This window comes from Streptomyces sp. A 4/2, assembly GCF_940670765.1.
Taxonomy (GTDB): domain Bacteria; phylum Actinomycetota; class Actinomycetes; order Streptomycetales; family Streptomycetaceae; genus Streptomyces.
Window position 1 is genome coordinate 12,022 of record NZ_CALNVW010000049.1, and the last position, 20,161, is coordinate 32,182.

The following is a 20,161-nucleotide window of genomic DNA, read 5'->3' on the forward strand; positions in this document are numbered from 1 at the left end:
CTCAGTTGCCGGAACTCAGTTGCCGGGACTCAGTTACCGGGCGAAGGTGTCTGCGGGTCCGAGGGCGGCGGGGACGCCGGAGGGCCGGAGACGGTGGGCGTCGGGGTGGGCGTGGGGTCCGTGGGCGGTGATGCCGGGTCGGACGGGGTCGGCGTCGGACCGTTGCCCGAGCCGCCCGAGGGGGTCGGGCGGCCGTGACCGTGGCCCCCGTGGTGGCCGTGGCCGTGATCGCCGCCCGTCCTGCCGTGTCCCCGCATCGAGACCACGGCGCCCGACGGGTCGACGCCGATCCGGGCCGACCAGGCGCCCGCCGGTTCGGCGCGGTGGTCGACGTACACCTGGATCGTGACCGACCGGCCGGGCTCCAGTACGCCCGACGTGCTGCTGAGGTAGAGCCAGGGCGCGGTCTTCCAGGCCGACCAGGAGACCGGCCCGTCACCCCCGGCGGTCAGCGTGATCGCCGTCCGGCCGCCCGCCGAGCGGGCCTGGACGGTGAGCGAGCCGGGGGCCGCCGAAGTGCCGCCCGGCGACGCCCCGTTCTTCCCGGCGTCCGGGCTGACGACCTCCACCGACACGTCCGGCGAACTGCTGCCGCCGGCGAACGGAGTGTGTTCGGTACGGGCGTTGCCCGCGTTCTCGTAGTGGTCGTACGGCCCGGTGTCCGGTCCGCCGGGCTCCTCGGCCTCGCTGGCCGTCACCGAACCGCCGTGTCCCTCTCCGGTGCTCGGGGCGTGCCGGTACGCCGCCCACAGGGCCAGCATCGGGGCCGCGACGACCGTCGCCACGACCGTGGTCGTCACGGCGCGCGAGCGCAGCCGTTCGCGGCGCGCGGCACGGTCCTTGGGGTCCATCGGGAAGCCCGCGCGGCCGAAGCGCGGGGCGCTGCCGCGGGGGGCGTGCAGCATCGCGGTGTACGCGGCGGATCGTTCCGCCGCGACGAGCGGCAGGGCCGCGGGGGTGGCCGGGGTGGTGCGGGAGCCGGGCCACGGGCCGGTGGCCCCGGCGTGCTCGGCGACCCGGCGGCAGCGCGGGCAGTCGTCGACGTGCCGGACGAGTTCGCGGCGCAGCGCCGTGGAGAGCAGGACCTGGTGGTCTCCGGTGAGGCGGGCGACGCTCGGACAGTTCCCGGTCTCGACGACGGCGAGCGCCGCGCGGGTCCGCTCCACCTCGCAGGCCGCGGCGGCCAGCAGGTCACGGGCCGCGGTGGGGTCCATGCCGAGGACGGCGGCGACCTCACGCGGACCGAGCTGGTGGCGTACCGCGAGTTCGAGCGCCTCGCGCTGCTCGGGGGTGGTGCCGGCTGCTTCGGGCCAGGCGAGGGTGGCGAGATCCCGGCGCCTGCGCTCGGCGGCTTCCGGTGGTTCGGTCCGCGCGGGCGCGGGCGCGGGCGCGGGCTCCGGCGTGCGGCCGGTGTGCGCGCCGGGCCGCAGCCGTTTCTGTTCGGCGAGCTTGCGCAGACAGGCCCAGCGCGCGAGTGCGTACAGCCAGGACCGGCGCCCCTGCTCGCCGGAGGGGCAGCGGCTGAACTGCCGCTCCGCGACGGCGAGCACCTCGCCGAGGACGGCGGTGGCCGCGTCGTGGTCGCACAGGACGGAGAGGCAGTAGGTGAAAAGACCGTCCAGATATGCCTCGTAACGGGCCGGCGGACGCTGCTCCGCCGGGTGGGACGCCCTGCGGTGCGCCCGGTGTGCGCCGGTGGCTTGTGTGGGGTTCTCCAGCCTGCTGCTCGTCACCCGGCCGACGGTAGGCCGGGAGTCGCCGCCTCTTAGCACCTCTTCAGGGCATTTAATCCTTACGGGTGAACGTATCCCTCAAAAGGGGACAGGAATCCTGCATTCCGCCGCGCTTTCCGGACGAAAGCCCCACTGTCCGACCCGGCGGTTACGGTGGCGCCATGGCCACCCGTGCAAAGACCAAAGACCGGCCGTCCTACCGCTGCACCGAGTGCGGCTGGACGACCGCCAAGTGGCTCGGCCGCTGCCCCGAGTGCCAGACCTGGGGGACGGTCGAGGAGTTCGGCGGCGCGCCCGCCGTGCGTACGACGGCGGCGGGCCGGGTCAGCACCGCCGCGGTCCCCATCGGCCAGGTCGACAGCCGGACGGCGACCGCCCGTTCCACCGGTGTCGCCGAGCTGGACCGGGTGCTCGGCGGCGGGCTGGTGCCCGGTGCCGTGGTGCTGCTCGCGGGCGAGCCCGGCGTCGGCAAGTCCACGCTGCTGCTCGATGTCGCGGCGAAGGCGGCCAGTGACGACCACCGCACGCTCTACGTGACCGCCGAGGAGTCCGCCAGCCAGGTCAGGCTGCGCGCCGACCGGATCCACGCGATCAACGACCATCTGTACCTGGCCGCCGAGACCGATCTCTCCGCGGTGCTCGGCCACCTCGATGCCGTCAAGCCGTCCCTGCTGGTGCTGGACTCCGTACAGACGGTGGCCTCGCCCGAGCTGGACGGGGCGCCCGGCGGTATGGCGCAGGTGCGTGAGGTGGCGGGGGCGCTGATCCGCGCCTCCAAGGAGCGCGGGATGTCCACGCTGCTGGTCGGCCACGTGACGAAGGACGGCGCCATCGCGGGCCCGCGGCTCCTGGAACACCTGGTGGACGTCGTGCTCTCCTTCGAGGGCGACCGGCACGCCCGCCTCCGGCTGGTCCGCGGTGTCAAGAACCGGTACGGCGCGACCGACGAGGTCGGCTGCTTCGAGCTGCACGACGAGGGCATCACCGGCCTCGCCGACCCGAGCGGGCTGTTCCTGACACGCCGTGACGAGCCCGTCCCCGGCACCTGCCTGACGGTCACCCTGGAGGGCAAGCGCCCCCTGGTCGCCGAGGTGCAGGCGCTCACCGTCGACACCCAGATCCCTTCACCCCGGCGCACCACCTCGGGCCTGGAGACCTCCCGGGTCTCGATGATGCTCGCCGTGCTCGAACAGCGCGGCAGGATCAGCGCGCTCGGCAAGCGCGACATCTACACGGCGACGGTCGGCGGCGTGAAGCTCACCGAACCGGCCGCCGACCTGGCCGTCGCGCTGGCCCTGGCCTCCGCGGCCAGCGATGTCCCGCTGCCGAAGAACCTGGTCGCGATCGGCGAAGTCGGCCTGGCAGGCGAGGTCCGAAGGGTCACCGGCGTCCAGCGCAGGCTCGCCGAGGCGCACCGTCTCGGCTTCACCCATGCCCTGGTCCCGGCCGACCCGGGGAAGGTCCCGGCGGGCATGAAGGTGATCGAAGTGGCCGACATGGGAGACGCGCTCCGGGTCCTCCCGCGCAGTCCGAGGGCCCGCGCGCCCCAGGAGGAGGTAGTGCGCCGGTAGACTTTGCCCTGGTCTCGCCTGTCCGTACGAGCCGGAGGAGTGCAGTGGCAGCCAATGACCGAGCAGCACCCGGGAAGTCCGGCGGGAGCTCCTCCGGCAATGAAGCGCTGATGCGCGCCACGCTGAGCGCTGTCGCGCCCGGTACAGCGCTGCGCGACGGCCTGGAACGCATCCTTCGCGGGAACACCGGCGGCCTGATCGTCCTGGGCATGGACAAGACCGTCGAGTCGATGTGCACCGGCGGCTTCGTCATGGACGTGGAGTTCGCCGCGACCCGCCTGCGCGAGCTCTGCAAGCTCGACGGCGCGCTGATCCTCGACAAGGATCTCACCAAGATTCTGCGGGCCGGTGTCCAGCTGGTCCCGGACGCGTCGATCCCCACCGAGGAGACCGGCACCCGTCACCGCACGGCCGACCGGGTCTCCAAACAGTGCGGTTTCCCGGTCGTCTCGGTGTCGCAGTCGATGCATCTGATCGCGCTGTACGTCGACGGGGAGCGCCGGGTCCTGGAGGAGTCGGCGGCGATCCTGTCCCGCGCCAACCAGGCACTGGCCACGCTGGAGCGGTACAAGCTCCGGCTCGACGAGGTCGCCGGCACGCTCTCTGCGCTGGAGATCGAGGACCTGGTGACGGTCCGGGACGTCACGGCCGTGGCGCAGCGGCTGGAGATGGTCCGGCGGATCGCCACCGAGATCGCCGAGTACGTGGTGGAGCTGGGCACCGACGGCCGGCTGCTCTCCCTCCAGCTCGACGAGCTGATCGCGGGGGTCGAGCCGGAGCGGGAGCTGGTGGTCCGGGACTACGTGCCGGAGCCGACGGCGAAGCGTTCGCGCACGGTCGCCGAGGCGCTGGTCGAGCTGAACACGCTCAGCCATACGGAACTTCTCGAACTGCCCGTCGTGGCACGGGCGTTGGGCTACAGCGGCTCCCCCGAGACGCTCGACTCCGCGGTGTCGCCGCGCGGGTACCGGCTGCTGGCGAAGGTGCCGCGGCTGCCCGGAGCGATCATCGAGCGGCTGGTCGAGCACTTCGGCGGGCTGCAGAAGCTGCTGGCCGCGAGCGTCGACGATCTGCAGACGGTGGACGGGGTCGGCGAGGCGCGGGCCCGGAGCGTGCGGGAGGGGCTGTCGCGGCTCGCGGAGTCCTCGATCCTTGAGCGGTACGTCTAGGCGGTGGCCTTGGAGGGCGGTGGCGTTTCGGGGCTCCGCCCCGGACCCCGCTCCTCAATCGCCGGAGGGGCTCGAGGGTCCGGAGGGGCTCGGGTTTCCCGGCCCGTCAGTCCTTCGCCAGGACCACCGAGGTCTGCTTCACCGGCATGCCCGGCGCCTCCGCCTCCACCAGGTACGTGCCCGGACCGGCGACCGCGGGCCCCGGCTTCTCGCACTTCGGGGCGGACTTCTTGCGGTCCCACTCGACGGTGTGGGTGATCGTGGAGTCCGCCGGGACCTGGATGAAGAGCGACCTGGCGTCCGTCGGGCAGTCCTTCGACGACCAGACGACGCCGTCGTTCTCGGTGGATGTGATGGTGAACACAGTCCCCTTGGGGCCGAAGTCCACCTTGCAGTCCGCCGCCGAGGTGTTCTTGGCGACCAGGTCGAACTTCGGCTTCTCGCCCGGCGCGTAGCTGTTCCTGGTCGTACGCACCGTCAACTGGACCGCTCCCGCAGTGCAGTCGGGGAGGCCGGAGCTCGCCGGGACCTGCTGACCGGCGGTGCCGCCGCCGCCTGCCGCGCCCGAACCGGCGCTGCCGCCGGTGCCGTTGGAGTCGCCGCCGGCGTCGTCGCCGGAACCGCCCGTTCCCGTACCGCCGCCGCCCGAGCCGCTGTCCGCGTCACCCGACCCACCGGAGCCGCCCGGGTCCGAACCGCCGGAACTGCTCGACTCGCCACGTCCGCCCGGTGCTTGGCTGATCGCGGGGCCCGTCTGTGAGGGGCCCGGGGTGATCGACTTCGCCGGGCTCGACCCCTTCGCAGTGGATTTGGGGTGCTTTCCGCCGCCGCCCGAGGTCACGATCCACACGACGAGCAGAGCGAGCAGCGCAACCAGAGTCGCCGCTACTGCCCTCCGTCGCCAGTAGATGGAGGAGGGAAGCGGCCCGACCGGATTGCGCATAGATCCCACGGCGCAAACTGTACGAGAGATCAGGACCAACTCAGGCCCCACATGCCGCTGTCCGGGCAACTTTTACGGATCATCATTCCGCAGACCGTGCCGGAGCGCCGTCTTCCGCGCGGGCCGGGGACAGGGGGATCGCCCGTGGTGACCGCACAGGGATGACCCATACTGTCCGTCACCATGGACAGTTCTTCCCAGCTCTACAAAGACATCCTCGAATTCGCCCACTCCACTCCCTCCTGGGTGCAGCAGCTCATGGAGTTGTGGACGGAGGCCGGTCTGCTGCTCTTCGCGGTCCTCTTCGTCGTGGTGTGGTGGCGGGCGCGCACCCGCTCGTCCCAGGCGATGAGCCTGGCGCTGCTCGCGCCGCTGGGGACCGCCATCGCGTACGTCATCAGCGAGGTGCTGAAGTCGGTGATCCACGAGGAACGTCCGTGCCGGGCCGTCTCGGGGGCGATGCGCCCGCTGATCGACTGCCCGGCGCCCGGTGACTGGTCCTTCCCGAGCAACCACTCGATCATCGCCGCGTCCGCCGCGGTGGGTCTCTCCCTCGCCATGGTGCGGCTCGTCTGGCTCACCGTGCCGGTGGCGCTGCTGATGGCGTTCTCGCGGGTCTTCGTCGGGGTGCACTATCCGCACGACGTGATCGTCGGCCTCCTCCTCGGCGCACTCGTCGCGCTGCTGGTCAGCGAATTCCTGACGCGTCCCGTGCGGTCGCTGGTGGAGACCATGCGGACGAGTGACATCAGCGCCGCGGCCTGGTTCGTGGGGCCGGGTCTCCGGAGCTGAGAGGATCGGAGGTGCCATGACTGCGACCACTGAGCCTTCACACGAGCCCGCCGCCCCCGCCGCCGCCGACCTCCACTCCCCCGTCCTCGCCTGGTTCGCCTCGAACGCCCGCGATCTGCCGTGGCGCCGCCCCGAGGCGGGCGCCTGGGGGGTGATGGTCAGCGAGTTCATGCTCCAGCAGACCCCTGTCGTCCGGGTGCTCCCGGTGTACGAGCAGTGGCTGGCGCGCTGGCCGCGCCCCGCGGATCTGGCCGCCGAGGCCCCCGGCGAAGCGGTCCGCGCCTGGGGCAGGCTCGGCTATCCGCGGCGGGCGCTGCGGCTGCACGGGGCGGCGCAGGCCATAACGGAACGGCACGGCGGGGACGTACCGACCGAGCACGCGCAGCTGATCTCGCTGCCCGGCATCGGCGAGTACACGGCGGCAGCCGTCGCCTCCTTCGCCCATGGTCAGCGTCACGCGGTCCTGGACACCAACGTGCGGCGGGTCTTCGCCCGCGCGGTCACCGGCGTCGAGTACCCGCCGAACGCCACCACGGCCGCCGAGCGCAAGCTCGCCCGCACGCTACTCCCCGAGGACGAGGCCACGGCGGCCCGCTGGGCGGCGGCCTCGATGGAGCTGGGCGCCCTGGTCTGTACGGCCAAGAAACCGGAGTGCGGGCGCTGCCCCGTCGCCGGGCAGTGCGCCTGGCGGCTGGCGGGCAAGCCCGCGCACACGGGGGCGCCCCGGCGCGGACAGACGTACGCCGGTACGGACCGCCAGGTGCGCGGCAAGCTGCTCGCGGTGCTGCGGGAAGCGGTGGATCCCGTACCCCAGACGGAGCTGGACGCGGTGTGGCACGAGCCGGTGCAGCGGGCCAGGGCGCTGGACGGGCTGGTCGCGGACGGGCTCGTGGAGCCACTGGCGGACGGGGTGTACCGGCTCCCCCTGGGCTGATCGCGTTTTAAACCTGATTCACCGATCTTCGTTACACAACCGATGGACAGCCGTGCGGCAGCCGACGGCTGGTACGCACAGCTCCGTGACAACGCCTCCGTAGCTTCGTGGACAGACCACAGAACAGACCACGCAGCAGTGCACACGGGGAACGACGGAGGCGGTTGGGTATGGCGCACGGTGAGGTGCTCGAATTCGAGGAGTACGTACGCACCAGGCAGGAAGCGCTCCTGCGGAGTGCCCGCCGGCTGGTGCCCGACCCCGTCGACGCCCAGGATCTGCTGCAGACCGCGCTGGCCCGTACGTACCGCCGCTGGGAAGGCATCGCCGACAAGTCGCTCGCCGACGCCTATCTGCGCCGCGTCATGATCAACACCCGTACGGAGTGGTGGCGCGCCCGCAAGCTGGAGGAAGTGCCCACCGAGCAGCTGCCCGACGCGAGCATCGAGGACGGCACCGAGCAGCACGCCGACCGCGCCCTGCTGATGGACATCCTGAAGGTGCTCGCTCCCAAGCAGCGCAGTGTCGTCGTCCTGCGACACTGGGAGCAGATGAGTACCGAGGAGACGGCTGCCGCACTGGGCATGTCTGCCGGTACGGTGAAGAGCACTCTGCACCGGGCCCTCGCACGGCTCCGGCAGGAGTTGGAGAGCCGCGACATCGACGCCCGAGCGCTGATCCGTGGTGAACAAGAGATGGGGCGGGAGCGGTGCGCGGCCTGAAGAGTGGCCTGACCCATGACCTGGACGAAGATCCGGCCGACGGCCCGGACGGGGACCGGGGCGGCGGCCGGGGAGCCAGGAACGGAACACTGGCGGCGAGTGTCACGGCGGTCGCCGGGCTCGTCGCCCTCGGGCTGTTCCTCGCCGGCTGCGACTCCGGCGGCACCGGCACCCGGGACGCGGGAGAGGCCCGGTCGGTCCCCGCGGTCGGCACGCTGGAGCCCTCGCCGGACTCCGGTTCGGCCACGGTCATCCAGCCCGCGGAACGCGTCGACGCGGTGCGGCTGGTCCGGCAGGATCCCGAGGTCAGCCCGGCGGTGAAGCGCGATCTGAAGCCGTGTTCCAAGAGCGACTACCCGGTCGACGTCTCGTACGGGCACCTGACCGGCAACAGCGTCGCCGACGTCGTGGTGAACGTGATGACCTGCCGTGACGCGGTGGGCGTCGCCACCTACGTCTACCGGGCCAAGGGCGACACGTACAAGAACGTCTTCACCTCGGAGGCGGCACCGGTCTACTCGGAGATCGACCGGGGTGACCTGGTGGTCACGAAGCAGCAGTACGCCAAGGGCGACTCGGTGTCGTACGCGTCGAGCGAGGACGTCTTCACGTACCACTGGGCGAACAACAAGTTCTCCCAGACCGACACCGTGCACACCGACTTCAGCCGGGCGGTCGGTGACGGGGACAGCGACGGCGGCACCGCGACGGTCGGCCCCACGAACAACTGAGAAAGCAGCGGAATGGCTGAGACCCATGTCCTCTTCGTCGAGGACGACGATGTGATCCGCGAGGCGACCCAGCTCGCGCTGGAGCGCGACGGCTTCCGGGTCACCGCGATGCCCGACGGGCTGTCGGGCCTCGACGCGTTCCGTACGAACCAGCCCGACATCGCACTGCTCGATGTGATGGTGCCGGGCCTGGACGGGGTCTCCCTGTGCCGCCGGATCCGTGACCAGTCGACCGTGCCGGTGATCATGCTGTCGGCGCGCGCCGACTCGATCGATGTCGTGCTGGGCCTGGAGGCCGGGGCCGACGACTACGTGACCAAGCCGTTCGACGGTGCGGTGCTGGTGGCCCGGATACGCGCCGTGCTGCGCCGCTTCGGGCATGCGAACGGCTCCGGTTCGGACGGCGGCACACAGCCGGACGAGCGCGGGGTGCTGGTCTTCGGTGCCATCGAGGTCGACACGGAGGGCATGGAGGTGCGCAAGCACGGCGAGCACGTGGCCCTGACCCCGACCGAGATGCGGCTGCTGCTGGAGTTCTCGTCGGCGCCGGGCACGGTGCTCTCCCGCGACAAGCTCCTCGAACGGGTCTGGGACTACGGCTGGGGCGGCGACACCCGGGTGGTCGACGTCCATGTACAGCGGCTGCGCACGAAGATCGGGCAGGACCGGATCGAAACGGTCCGCGGCTTCGGATACAAGCTCAAGGCATGAGGCACTTCGCACTGCGCACCGGGGTCCGGTGGAAGATCAGCATCGCGATCGCCGGGGTCGGCGCGCTGATCGCCATCGCGCTCAGTCTCGTCGTACACAACGCGGCGCGCGTCTCGATGCTCGACAACGCGCGGGACACCCAGGTCGGCCGGCTCCAGTTCGCCCTGCGGCTCTACGAGTCGAAGAAGCAGCAGCTGCCGCAGTTCGGCTCCAAGGTCAATGACCCGACCCTCCCCGCGGAACTGCGCCGGCGGGCAGCCGACAACCGGCTCTCCACCCTGATCGTCGAGCACGCCGACGACGTGCCCGACGTCTGGGCCGCCGCCCCGCTGGCCAACGGCAGCGTGCTGTCCCTGCACAGCCGCTACAGCAGCAACGCCACCGTGATGCAGGACCTGGACCGGGCCCTGGTCATCGGCTCGGTCTCGGTGGTGCTCGGCGGCAGCGCGCTGGGCGTGCTGATAGGGGGGCAGCTCTCACGGCGGCTCCGCAAGGCGGCAGCGGCGGCGAGCAAGGTCGCACACGGCGGTACGGATGTCCGGGTCAGGGACGCCATCGGCGGTTTCGTACGCGACGAGACCGACGAGCTGGCCCGCGCCGTGGACGCGATGACCGACACCCTCCAGGAGCGGGTGGAGGCCGAACGCCGGGTCACCGCGGACATCGCGCACGAGCTGCGGACACCGGTCACCGGGCTGCTGACGGCGGCGGAGCTGCTGCCGCCGGGCCGCCCCACGGAGCTGGTGCGCAACCGGGCGCAGGCGCTGCGGACGCTGGTCGAGGACGTACTGGAAGTGGCCAGGCTGGACAGCGCGTCCGAGCGGGCGGAGCTCCAGGAGATCGCGCTGGGCGAGTTCGTCAGCCGACGGGTGACGATCATGGCCCCGGACGCGACGGTGCGGGTGATCCACGAGTCGTGGGTCAACACCGATCCGCGACGGCTGGAGCGGATCATCGGCAATCTGCTCGGCAACGCGGCCAAGCACGGCGGTACGCCGGTGGAGGTCACGGTCGAGGGCCGGGTGGTACGGGTGCGGGATCACGGCCCCGGGTTCCCGGAGGATCTGCTGCGGGAGGGGCCGAGCCGGTTCCGCACCGGCAGCAGCGACCGGTCCGGCGTCGGACACGGCCTGGGGCTGACGATCGCGTCCGGGCAGGCCCGCGTGCTGGGTGCGCGGCTGACGTTCCGCAACGCGGCTCCGGAGGGCGCGAAGGAGACGGGCGGCGCCATCGCGGTGCTCTGGCTCCCGGAGCACGCCCCGACGAACACCGGCAGCTACCCGACGCTGACCCGGCCGAAGCCGTAGGGACGTCATGCCGGAGGGGCCCCGGGGTGCGTGCGCCCCGGGGCCCCTCCGTGTCTACGTCCGTGCCGGTCAGACGGTCTCGACCGCCGCCTTGACCTCGCCCTCCTGGGACGCCGCCGTGGGGGCCGGGCCGCCGCCGCGCAGCGCCACTTCCTTGACGAAGACCGCGGCCACGATCACGGCGAGACCGGCCACCGCGCCCAGCAGGAACCCGCCGTGCGTACCGGCCGCCACCGCGTACTGGTACGCGTCCCTGGCCTGCGCCGGCAGCTTCGCGAGGTGCGCCGCGTCCAGCTGCGCCGAGGGGAGCGAGACGCCCTTGCCCATCCGCGCGGCCATCTCGTCCTGCACCTTGCTGGTGAAGAGCGCGCCCATGATCGAGACGCCGAAGGAGGAGCCGAGGGTACGGAAGAGGGTGGTGGAGGACGAGGCGACGCCCATGTCCTTCAGCTCCACGCTGTTCTGCGCGACCAGCATGGTGATTTGCATCAAGAAGCCCATACCGGCACCGACCACGGCCATGTAGATGCCGGTCGTCAGGCGGGTGGTGTGGACGTCCATCGTCGACAGCAGGTACAGCCCGGCGACCATCAGGACGCCGCCCACGATCGGGAAGAGCTTGTACTTACCGGTGTTGGTGGTGATACGGCCCGCGATCAGCGAGACGGCCATCATCGCCAGCAGCATCGGCATCAGCAGCAGACCCGAGTTGGTCGCGGACGCACCCTGCACCGACTGCTGGAACAGCGGCAGGAAGAGCATCGCGCCGAACATCACGAAGCCCGTGAGGAAGCCGATGACGGACATCAGCGTGAAGTTGCGGCTGCGGAAGATGTGCAGCGGCACGACCGGCTCGGCGGCCTTGGTCTCCCAGAAGACGAAGCCCAGCAGCGCCGCGATACCGATGAAGATCAGTTCCATGATGATGGCCGAGCCCCAGGCGTACTGCGAGCCGCCCCAGGTGGTGACCAGTACGATCGAGACGATGCCCACGGTGAGCAGCGCCGTACCCAGATAGTCGATCCGGCCCCGGGCCCGCTTCTTGGGCAGATGCAGTACGGCGGTGACCATCGCGAGCGCCACGGCGCCCAGCGGGAGGTTGATGTAGAAGGTCCAGCGCCAGCCGAGGTGGTCGGTGATCGCGCCGCCGACGAGCGGCCCGCCGATCATCGCGACCGCCATGACGCCGGCCATCATGCCCTGGTACTTGCCCCGCTCACGCGGCGGGATGAGGTCGCCGATGATCGCCATGACGCCGACCATCAGACCGCCCGCACCCAGCCCCTGGACGGCCCGGAAGCCGATCAGCTGGGACATGTCCTGCGCCATCCCGCTCAGCGCGGAGCCGACCAGGAAGATGACGATGGAGGCGAGGAAGGCGCCCTTGCGCCCGTACATGTCGCCGATCTTCCCCCAGATCGGCGTCGAAGCGGCCGTCGCGAGGGTGTATGCGGTCACCACCCAGGACAGATGTTCCAGTCCGCCCAGTTCGCCGACGATCGTCGGCATGGCCGTATTCACGATCATGTTGTCGAGCATCGCGAGCAACATCGCGATCATCAGCGCGAACAGCACCACCCTGACACTGCGCGCCCGTGGCTCGGCTTTCGCCTCTGCCCCGGCCTTCGCCACATCTACGGTCTCCGACACGTACCCCACCACTCCCCTGGAAACTGCCGGCCCGACTCTGCACTTACTTGCCGCCCGGCTAGCTGACTACAATGCGGAAAGGTAGTCCCGCAACTAGCCGGGCGTCAAGTAAGTATCGCAGGAGAGCACCATGGGCAGCAGGGGCAACACTCGCCAGCGCATCCAGGACGTCGCCCTGGAGCTCTTCGTCGAGCACGGATACGAGAAAACATCGCTGCGGGAGATCGCCGAGAAGCTCGACGTCACCAAGGCGGCGCTCTACTACCACTTCAAGACCAAGGAAGACATCCTCATCAGCCTCTTCCGGGATCTCTCCGCGCCGATCGACGAAGTGATCGCCTGGGGCCAGTCGCAGCCGCGCACCCTGGAGACGAAGACCGAGGTCCTGCGCCGCTACAGCGAGGCGCTCAGCGGCGCCACCCCGCTCTTCCGCTTCATGCAGGAGAACCAGGGGACGGTGCGCGAGCTGAGCGTCGGCGAGAACTTCAAGGACCGGATGCTGGTCCTGCTCGACCTGGTCCGGGCGCCCGACGCCTCCCTGTCCGACCAGGTCCGCTGCTTCACGGCGCTGTTCACGATGCACGCCGGGCAGTTCGCGCTCAAGGACGCAGAAGGCGACCCCGAGGACAAGCGCGAAGCTGTCCTCGAGGTCGCCACCGAACTCATGACCCGGGCTCACCGGGACACGGGCACGGACTCCGTCACAGGTTGACGCCGTGGGCCTTCAGGAACGGGACCGGGTTGATGCCCGAGCCGTAGTTGGGGCCCGTACGGATCTCGAAGTGCAGGTGCGGACCGGTCACGTTGCCGGTGGCACCGGACTTGCCTATGACCTGGCCGGCCTTCACGGTCTGACCGACGTGGACATCGATCTGCGACAGGTGCGCGTACTGCGCGTACGTGGTGTTGCCGACCTTGATCTCGATGGCGTTGCCGTAGGCGGGGCCGTCGCCGCCACCGTTGGGGCCGGCCTTCACGATGGTGCCGTCGTGCACGGCCTTCACCGGGGTGCCGGTCGGCATGACGAAGTCCTGGCCCGAGTGCTTGTGGGACCACATCTTGCCGCCGATCCCGAAGGGCTCACCGATCACGACGTGGTCGACCGGCTTGACCCAGGCGTCCTGGGCGTTGGCCGCGTTCACGGTCTTGATGGGCGTCGTGGTCTTGGCCGCGGCCTGCGCCTGGGCTTCGGCCTGGTGGGCGACTGCGGTGGCGACGGACGAGGTCCCCGCCGAGGAGGACGGGTGTGCGTCGGCGGCCACCGCAGCACCGGCACCCAGCGCGACCGACACTCCGAGCCCGGCGGCTATGACCGCGGCGCGGCTACGGAACGGGGACAGGCGGGGCGTACGGAACTTGGTGTGCTTCTGCATACGTGCAACAACTCCGGGGCGTAAGAGGACCCAGCCGCACAGGCCGGGCTGACCACTCATTGGTAACCCGACCGGACACAACACCCAAAACGCCCATCTACGACATCAGGCCGTAGCGACGGCACCAGGAACCCGGCGCCGTTCGGCGGCCCCGGCGCGCTCCGCAGCGACCCGACCCGATCCGGCCGAGGCAGGAAACCGCAGCTGAACCCGGTACCGAGCTGTCCCGCACGGGGGTTCCACCGCGCAGGACGAAGGTCCCGGCCGCCGCCGGCCGGAAGGCCTGGCCGCCTGTACCGGCCGATCCCCTATTCCGCCTAGTAGGCCTCGAACCCCCTGTGGCCCTTGTCACCGGCGTGGGACCAATGCCTGCCGGTTCCGGGACCTTCGGCCCTCGGGCACAACGGGCTGATTCTGTGAGCCAGTTCACCGCCGGGCAGCGCTGAGCGGCGGTGAACCGAGGGACTCGGAGGGGTTCGGAGGACGCAGAAAGGGCGGCCCCGGAACCGATGTACTCGGTTCCGGGGCCGCCCTTCTGTCACTCGGGCCGTTCAACGCATCCGCGTCAGACGTCCTTCGTCATGTTCGGGCCGGAGCCACCCGCCGCCTGCTCGATCGGCGGGGCGTCGGGCAGTGCCGACTTCTCCTCGCCGCGGAAGGTGAACTTCTTCTCCTCACCCTCACCCTCGACGCCGACGACCACGATGTGACCGGGGCGCAGCTCACCGAAGAGGATCTTCTCGGAGAGGATGTCCTCGATCTCGCGCTGGATCGTGCGCCGCAGCGGACGCGCGCCCATCACCGGGTCGTACCCGTGCTTGGCGAGGAGCGCCTTGGCGTCCGGGCTGAGCTCAAGGCCCATGTCCCGGTCGCGCAGCCGCTCGTCGACCTTCTCGACCATGAGGTCGACGATCTGGATGATGTCTTCCTCGGTCAGCTGGTGGAAGACCACCGTGTCGTCGACACGGTTCAGGAACTCGGGGCGGAAGTGCTGCTTCAGCTCCTCGTTGACCTTGGCCTTCATCCGGTCGTAACCGGTCTTGACGTCGCCCTGGGCCGCGAAGCCGAGGTTGAAGCCCTTGGAGATGTCCCGGGTCCCGAGGTTGGTCGTCATGATGATGACCGTGTTCTTGAAGTCCACGACCCGGCCCTGGGAGTCGGTCAGACGACCGTCTTCCAGAATCTGGAGCAGGGAATTGAAGATATCGGGGTGGGCCTTCTCGACCTCGTCGAAGAGAACGACGGAGAACGGCTTCCTGCGCACCTTCTCGGTGAGCTGGCCGCCCTCTTCGTAACCCACGTATCCGGGGGGAGAACCGAAGAGACGGGAAACCGTGTGCTTCTCGCTGAACTCCGACATGTCGAGGGAGATCAGTGCGTCCTCGTCGCCGAAGAGGAATTCGGCGAGCGTCTTGGAGAGCTCGGTCTTACCGACACCGGACGGACCGGCGAAGATGAACGAGCCACCGGGGCGCTTCGGGTCCTTCAGTCCGGCCCGCGTACGGCGGATCGCCTGCGACAGGGCCTTGATGGCGTCCTTCTGCCCGATGACGCGCTTGTGCAGCTCGTCCTCCATGCGGAGCAGCCGCGAGGACTCCTCCTCGGTGAGCTTGAAGACCGGGATGCCCGTGGCCGTGGCCAGCACCTCGGCGATCAGCTCGCCGTCGACCTCGGCGACGACGTCCATGTCGCCGGCCTTCCACTCCTTCTCCCGCTTGGTCTTCGCGGCCAGCAGCTGCTTCTCCTTGTCGCGGAGTGAAGCTGCCTTCTCGAAGTCCTGGGAGTCGATGGCCGACTCCTTGTCGCGGCGGACGTTCGCGATCTTCTCGTCGAACTCGCGGAGGTCCGGCGGCGCGGTCATCCGGCGGATGCGCATCCGTGAGCCGGCCTCGTCGATCAGGTCGATCGCCTTGTCCGGCAGGAAGCGGTCCGAGATGTACCGGTCGGCCAGGGTGGCGGCCTGGACGAGGGCCTCGTCCGTGATGGAGACACGGTGGTGGGCCTCGTAGCGGTCCCGCAGGCCCTTGAGGATCTCGATGGTGTGCGGGAGGGACGGCTCCGCCACCTGGATCGGCTGGAAACGGCGCTCCAGCGCTGCGTCCTTCTCCAGGTGCTTGCGGTACTCGTCGAGCGTCGTGGCGCCGATGGTCTGGAGCTCACCACGGGCGAGCATCGGCTTCAGGATCGAAGCCGCATCGATCGCGCCCTCGGCGGCGCCCGCACCCACCAGGGTGTGGAGCTCGTCGATGAACAGGATGATGTCGCCGCGGGTGCGGATCTCCTTGAGGACCTTCTTCAGCCGCTCCTCGAAGTCACCGCGGTAGCGGGAACCCGCGACGAGCGCGCCGAGGTCGAGGGTGTAGAGGTGCTTGTCCTTGAGGGTCTCGGGCACCTCACCCTTGACGATGGCCTGCGCCAGCCCCTCGACGACCGCCGTCTTTCCGACGCCGGGCTCGCCGATGAGAACCGGGTTGTTCTTGGTACGGCGCGACAGCACCTGCATGACCCGCTCGATCTCCTTCTCGCGCCCGATGACCGGGTCGAGCTTGGATTCGCGGGCAGCCTGGGTGAGGTTGCGGCCGAACTGGTCCAGGACGAGCGAGGTCGAGGGCGTGCCCTCGGCGGGACCGCCTGCTGCGGCGGTCTCCTTGCCCTGGTAGCCGGAGAGCAGCTGGATGACCTGCTGCCGCACCCGGTTCAGATCGGCGCCCAGCTTCACGAGGACCTGGGCGGCTACGCCCTCGCCCTCGCGGATCAGGCCGAGCAGGATGTGCTCCGTACCGATGTAGTTGTGGCCGAGCTGAAGAGCCTCCCGGAGCGACAGCTCCAGGACCTTCTTGGCACGAGGGGTGAAGGGGATGTGGCCGGACGGGGCCTGCTGCCCCTGACCGATGATCTCCTCCACCTGCTGGCGGACCGCCTCGAGCGAAATCCCGAGGCTCTCCAGGGCCTTAGCGGCGACACCCTCACCCTCGTGGATAAGGCCCAGGAGAATGTGCTCGGTGCCGATGTAGTTGTGGTTGAGCATCCGGGCTTCTTCCTGAGCCAGGACGACAACCCGCCGCGCGCGGTCGGTGAACCTCTCGAACATCGTTAATCGCTCCTCAGAGCGGTCGGGCAGCGAGGGGTCGGTCCCCTCCCAGTCCTTCCGCATGCTAGTCCCGCGGGGCGGGACAGCTCATTCCAACTGCCGACACCCGTCCATGGCCTCCGGCCCCGAACAGCCGACAACTGCTCCAACCCGATGGTGCGAGACGATGTTCCCGCAGGCCAGGCAGATACCCCTGTCTCCAGTACGCCGATGGCGAACGTGAGACCGCCTGAACCGCGTGTCGCCCCTCCCCACTAGGTATGTCTTACCCGCAAGCACTGACAGTCCATGCGGCGCGCACCGGTTCCCTCCGCTACGGGCGAACAACTTGGCGCCTCTGAACGCGCGCGCACGCCTCTTGCACGTCAACGGAAAGCAATCAAACGGAAACGCTCCGTAACTCTCCCGCCTTCCGGGAGTTGCTCCGGGCATGGCCCTCACCGTTCCGTCCCCCCGCGAACCGGTCGCAGAAGGCGCCCGCGCCGGAATCAGCCACGGCGAAAGCATCGCCCGGTGGTACGAGACGCGGCTCGGCTGGGCGGCGCTCGCGGGGCCGCCGGTGGAGTTGCTGACCGGACTGCGTTTCGACGTGATCGAGCTGCCGTCCGACGCCGGGTTCGCCCTGCTGCGCCGGGTGCCGGGCACCGGGCCGGTGGCTCTCTCGGGCCGCCGGATGCGGCTGCTGGTGGCCGCGGGCAGCGCCGACGAGCTACCGGGGCTGCTCGACTGGCTGGAGTGGGGCGGGATCGCGCTCGATCTGACCGCCATCGGTACGGGCGGCCGGATCACGGCCCCCGCACCTCCCGGCCCGGGTGGCTCGCAGGGGGTCGCCGGCTGGCTGCGACCCCCGGAGCCGGGGCACGAGGTTGAGCCTGCCCTGCCCGTGTTCAGCGGGTTCCGGAAGCACGGCAGCGCTCCCGATCTGGTGCGGCTCGTGGACGCGGCGGCAACGGAATGCCACCGGGCCCGGATGGTGCGTAACGCTGCTGCTTTCCGGGGAGCGCTCCCCGGAAACCGGACTGCAGTTGCCCGGGGGGCGACCCCCGGACCTCTCGGAAATCAGCCGTTGGCCTTCTCGTAAGCCTCGCGGATGTCAGCGGGCACACGGCCGCGGTCATTCACGTTGTAGCCGTTCTCCTTGGCCCACTTACGGATCTCCGCAGTGTCCTTGTTGCCACCGACCGCGATACGGGTCTTGCCACGGCCACCCGCGCCGCGGCCACCGGTGCGCCGGCCGCCCTTCGCGTACGGCTCCAGCAGCGTACGGAGCTTGTCCGCGTTCGCCGTGGTGAGGTCGATCTCGTAAGTCTTGCCATCCAGAGCGAACGTCACTGTCTCGTCCGCCTCGCCACCGTCGAGGTCATCGACAAGAAGGACCTGAACCTTCTGTGCCACCGGATTTCCTTTCATCGAAAAATTCAGTACGCGGAAAGGAAACCGCTTTTCCCAGGAAAACACAAACCCCCGGCAGAGGTTCAGGAGTGCAAGAACACGGGAAACATGCGCGATTCGGACATAGGGTTCCGACGGGGTTCCGACGGCTAGTGGCGCTCACAGGTGCAGAAGCATCCGGCTGTTGCCCAAGGTGTTCGGCTTCACTCGTTCGAGACCGAGGAACTCGGCGACTCCCTCGTCATAGGAACGCAGCAGCTCGCTGTAGACATCTCCGTCGACCGGAGTCTCGCCGATCTCGGTGAAGCCGTGCTTCGCGAAGAAGTCGACTTCGAAGGTCAGGCAGAATACCCGGCGCACACCGATCCACCGCGCGGTCTGCAACAGCTTGTCGAGAACCTGGTGTCCGACCCCGGCGCCCTTGAACTCGCGGTCCACCGCGAGAGTGCGCACTTCGGCGAGGTCTTCCCACATCACGTGGAGTGCTCCGCAGCCGACGACCCTGGCATCGTCGTCGCGTTCCGCGACCCAGAACTCCTGGATGTCCTCGTAAAGAGTGACCGTCGCTTTGTCGAGCAGGATCCGCTCCCGTACGTACGCGTCCAGGAGTCTGCGTACTGCGGGCACATCGCTGGTCCTGGCCCTGCGGACCGTGAGGGCTTTTGCTGGCGTACCTGACATACGGCCGACGCTATCGGTCCGCGTCTCCGTCACGGTCATCGCGGTCCGCATCACCCTGAACGATGCGCAAAGCATCACGCAGCGCATCGCGCTGCTCGGACGACATCATGCCGAAGAAGGCGACAAGCGCGGCAGCGGAGTTGTCGCTCGTCGACCAGGCTTCGTTCATCAGTGCGGCGGAGTAGGCGGCACGGTTGGAGACCGCGGTATATCGATAGGCGCGGCCCGCCACTTCCCTGCGCACCCAGCCCTTCTGATGGAGATTGTCCAATACGGTCATGACGGTGGTGTAGGCGATGGAACGTTCCCGTTCGAGGTCTTCCAGGACTTCCCGGACGGTGACCGGTCGGTTCCACTCCCAGACCCGTGTCATGACGGCGTCTTCCAGCTCTCCCAATTGGCGGGGCACATACGCACCATAGTGCGAGATGTCATGAATGGCTGGCTATTTACACAGAAAAGGGCGTACGGCGTGAAATGAGCCGTACGCCCTTCGGGCACTGCTGCGATCAGGCGGAGCTGCCGCCTGCCGCCTGGGTCACAGCCTCGGCGCGGGCGAGAGCCTCGTCCACCGCCGCGTCTTCCTTGGCCTTGTTCGGGCCGCCTTGGGTCTTCACGATCGTCATCACGAGGAAGGTGAAGAAGACGGCCATCACCACGGGGGGCACAAGCGCGGAAACGTAGTCCATACGGACAGAGTAGCCAGGGGGTGTCCGGCCCGGTCGACCGGACACCCCTTAGGACCCGGACGGACTCAGCGGACCCGGACGGACTCAGCCCACCGCGAAGCGCTGTGCGGGAGGCGCGGCCGGTTTGCGGCGGGGCGGGAAGACCTCGGACGGTTTCGGGGCCGGGCGGGGCGGCGCGGGGACGCCGTCGGGCGCCGGGCGCTTGGGCTGGACCGGCTCGCCCTCCTTCCGCCCGCCCGGCAGCGCCAGGAGCCGGGTGCGCTGGCCGGGGGTCGCCGTACGGCCCGCCAGTCCGGCCTGTACCGACCGCTCGGCCAGTGCCCGGCAGCGCCGTAGCAGGGCGTCGCCGGACGGCAGGTCCCGCAGGGTGCGCAGGGCGGCCAGGTCCTCGGCGCGGGGGTCGTAACCGGCGGCCAGGGCGTCCTGGAGCAGCTCGGTGTAGCTGCGGGCCGCACCGGGCAGGGCGTCGCGGTAGCGGGCGAGGTCGGCGAGGAGGAAGGCGCGCAGCCTGCCCGTCTCTCCGATGGCCTCGTCCACGGACTCGGCGAGACGCAGGCAGTCCTGGATGTCCTCGTCGGCGACGGGGGTCGGATTGAGGGCGATGGCAAGGGCGCGTCGGAGCACACGCAGCTCATCCGCGCTGAAGGCCATGCCGCCTCGGGAACCGTAGGG

General features: G+C 69.7%; 20 protein-coding genes. 10 read left to right on the forward strand and 10 right to left on the reverse strand.

The window, feature by feature from the left end; translation table 11 throughout:
* Window positions 1–29 precede the first annotated feature (29 nt).
* Window positions 30–1,733, reverse strand: a complete 1,704-nt coding sequence (locus tag NBY69_RS31885) for a BACON domain-containing protein (protein WP_250305429.1) — start codon at window positions 1,731–1,733, stop codon at window positions 30–32.
* Between the two features lie 161 nt (window positions 1,734–1,894).
* Here NBY69_RS31885 and radA point away from each other — a divergent pair, with 161 nt between their 5' ends.
* Both radA and disA read left to right on the forward strand, forming a co-directional pair.
* Entirely contained in the window at window positions 1,895–3,304 is a 1,410-nt protein-coding gene (gene radA, locus NBY69_RS31890; protein WP_250305430.1) for a DNA repair protein RadA, read from the forward strand.
* 44 nt (window positions 3,305–3,348) lie between these two features.
* Window positions 3,349–4,473 (forward strand): DNA integrity scanning diadenylate cyclase DisA, encoded by a 1,125-nt coding sequence (disA, locus tag NBY69_RS31895; RefSeq protein WP_250305431.1) that lies wholly within the window; start codon window positions 3,349–3,351, stop codon window positions 4,471–4,473.
* Window positions 4,474–4,579: 106 nt separating this feature from the next.
* On the opposite strand, the gene NBY69_RS31900 is transcribed toward disA, so the two are convergent.
* Window positions 4,580–5,416 carry a hypothetical protein gene (locus NBY69_RS31900; RefSeq protein ID WP_308409516.1) on the reverse strand — a complete coding sequence of 279 codons (837 nt, stop codon included), beginning with the start codon at window positions 5,414–5,416 and terminating at the stop codon, window positions 4,580–4,582.
* A gap of 183 nt (window positions 5,417–5,599) precedes the next feature.
* On the opposite strand from NBY69_RS31900, the gene NBY69_RS31905 reads away from it, so the two are divergent.
* The 6 genes from NBY69_RS31905 to cseC all read left to right on the forward strand — a co-directional run bounded on the left by NBY69_RS31905 (window position 5,600) and on the right by cseC (window position 10,613).
* The gene (locus NBY69_RS31905; protein WP_250305433.1) at window positions 5,600–6,208 is read left to right on the forward strand and encodes a phosphatase PAP2 family protein; all 609 of its coding nucleotides are present in this window, start codon (window positions 5,600–5,602) and stop codon (window positions 6,206–6,208) included.
* 16 nt (window positions 6,209–6,224) lie between these two features.
* Window positions 6,225–7,142 (forward strand): A/G-specific adenine glycosylase, encoded by a 918-nt coding sequence (locus tag NBY69_RS31910; RefSeq protein WP_250305434.1) that lies wholly within the window; start codon window positions 6,225–6,227, stop codon window positions 7,140–7,142.
* 170 nt (window positions 7,143–7,312) lie between these two features.
* Window positions 7,313–7,864, forward strand: a complete 552-nt coding sequence (locus NBY69_RS31915; RefSeq protein ID WP_250305435.1) for a SigE family RNA polymerase sigma factor — start codon at window positions 7,313–7,315, stop codon at window positions 7,862–7,864.
* On the forward strand, window positions 7,852–8,595 hold the full coding sequence (locus tag NBY69_RS31920) for a hypothetical protein (protein ID WP_250305436.1): 744 nt from the start codon (window positions 7,852–7,854) through the stop codon (window positions 8,593–8,595). The genes NBY69_RS31915 and NBY69_RS31920 overlap by 13 nt, the downstream gene beginning before the upstream one ends.
* A gap of 12 nt (window positions 8,596–8,607) precedes the next feature.
* The gene (gene cseB, locus NBY69_RS31925) at window positions 8,608–9,306 is read left to right on the forward strand and encodes a two-component system response regulator CseB (RefSeq protein WP_250305437.1); all 699 of its coding nucleotides are present in this window, start codon (window positions 8,608–8,610) and stop codon (window positions 9,304–9,306) included.
* Window positions 9,303–10,613, forward strand: a complete 1,311-nt coding sequence (gene cseC / locus NBY69_RS31930; RefSeq protein WP_250305438.1) for a two-component system sensor histidine kinase CseC — start codon at window positions 9,303–9,305, stop codon at window positions 10,611–10,613. The genes cseB and cseC overlap by 4 nt, the downstream gene beginning before the upstream one ends.
* A 69-nt stretch (window positions 10,614–10,682) precedes the next feature.
* On the opposite strand, the gene NBY69_RS31935 is transcribed toward cseC, so the two are convergent.
* Window positions 10,683–12,263, reverse strand: coding sequence for an MDR family MFS transporter (locus NBY69_RS31935; RefSeq protein ID WP_250305439.1), 1,581 nt, complete (start codon window positions 12,261–12,263; stop codon window positions 10,683–10,685).
* Between the two features lie 130 nt (window positions 12,264–12,393).
* Between NBY69_RS31935 and NBY69_RS31940 the strand changes: the two genes are divergently transcribed.
* Complete coding sequence (locus tag NBY69_RS31940) at window positions 12,394–12,975, forward strand: TetR/AcrR family transcriptional regulator (RefSeq protein WP_250305440.1); 582 nt, start codon at window positions 12,394–12,396, stop codon at window positions 12,973–12,975.
* On the opposite strand, the gene NBY69_RS31945 is transcribed toward NBY69_RS31940, so the two are convergent.
* Window positions 12,965–13,636, reverse strand: a complete 672-nt coding sequence (locus tag NBY69_RS31945) for a M23 family metallopeptidase (RefSeq protein ID WP_250305441.1) — start codon at window positions 13,634–13,636, stop codon at window positions 12,965–12,967. The genes NBY69_RS31940 and NBY69_RS31945 overlap by 11 nt on opposite strands.
* A gap of 565 nt (window positions 13,637–14,201) precedes the next feature.
* Window positions 14,202–16,727, reverse strand: a complete 2,526-nt coding sequence (locus NBY69_RS31950) for an ATP-dependent Clp protease ATP-binding subunit (RefSeq protein ID WP_250305442.1) — start codon at window positions 16,725–16,727, stop codon at window positions 14,202–14,204.
* Window positions 16,728–17,157: 430 nt separating this feature from the next.
* Between NBY69_RS31950 and NBY69_RS31955 the strand changes: the two genes are divergently transcribed.
* A complete protein-coding gene (locus NBY69_RS31955) occupies window positions 17,158–17,808 on the forward strand; it encodes an SCO3374 family protein (protein WP_250305443.1) in 651 nt (216 codons plus the stop codon).
* Here NBY69_RS31955 and NBY69_RS31960 read toward each other — a convergent pair.
* The 5 genes from NBY69_RS31960 to NBY69_RS31980 form a co-directional block, all read right to left on the reverse strand.
* Window positions 17,787–18,122: an Lsr2 family protein gene (locus NBY69_RS31960; RefSeq protein ID WP_250305444.1), complete on the reverse strand. Its 336-nt coding sequence runs from the start codon at window positions 18,120–18,122 to the stop codon at window positions 17,787–17,789. The genes NBY69_RS31955 and NBY69_RS31960 overlap by 22 nt on opposite strands.
* Before the next feature lie 156 nt (window positions 18,123–18,278).
* Window positions 18,279–18,800 carry an amino-acid N-acetyltransferase gene (locus NBY69_RS31965; protein ID WP_250305445.1) on the reverse strand — a complete coding sequence of 174 codons (522 nt, stop codon included), beginning with the start codon at window positions 18,798–18,800 and terminating at the stop codon, window positions 18,279–18,281.
* 10 nt (window positions 18,801–18,810) lie between these two features.
* Window positions 18,811–19,209 carry a BlaI/MecI/CopY family transcriptional regulator gene (locus tag NBY69_RS31970; RefSeq protein WP_250305446.1) on the reverse strand — a complete coding sequence of 133 codons (399 nt, stop codon included), beginning with the start codon at window positions 19,207–19,209 and terminating at the stop codon, window positions 18,811–18,813.
* Window positions 19,210–19,309: 100 nt separating this feature from the next.
* The gene (locus NBY69_RS31975) at window positions 19,310–19,489 is read right to left on the reverse strand and encodes a hypothetical protein (RefSeq protein WP_250305447.1); all 180 of its coding nucleotides are present in this window, start codon (window positions 19,487–19,489) and stop codon (window positions 19,310–19,312) included.
* An 84-nt stretch (window positions 19,490–19,573) separates the two neighbouring features.
* Complete coding sequence (locus NBY69_RS31980) at window positions 19,574–20,140, reverse strand: hypothetical protein (RefSeq protein ID WP_250305590.1); 567 nt, start codon at window positions 20,138–20,140, stop codon at window positions 19,574–19,576.
* Window positions 20,141–20,161 lie beyond the last annotated feature (21 nt).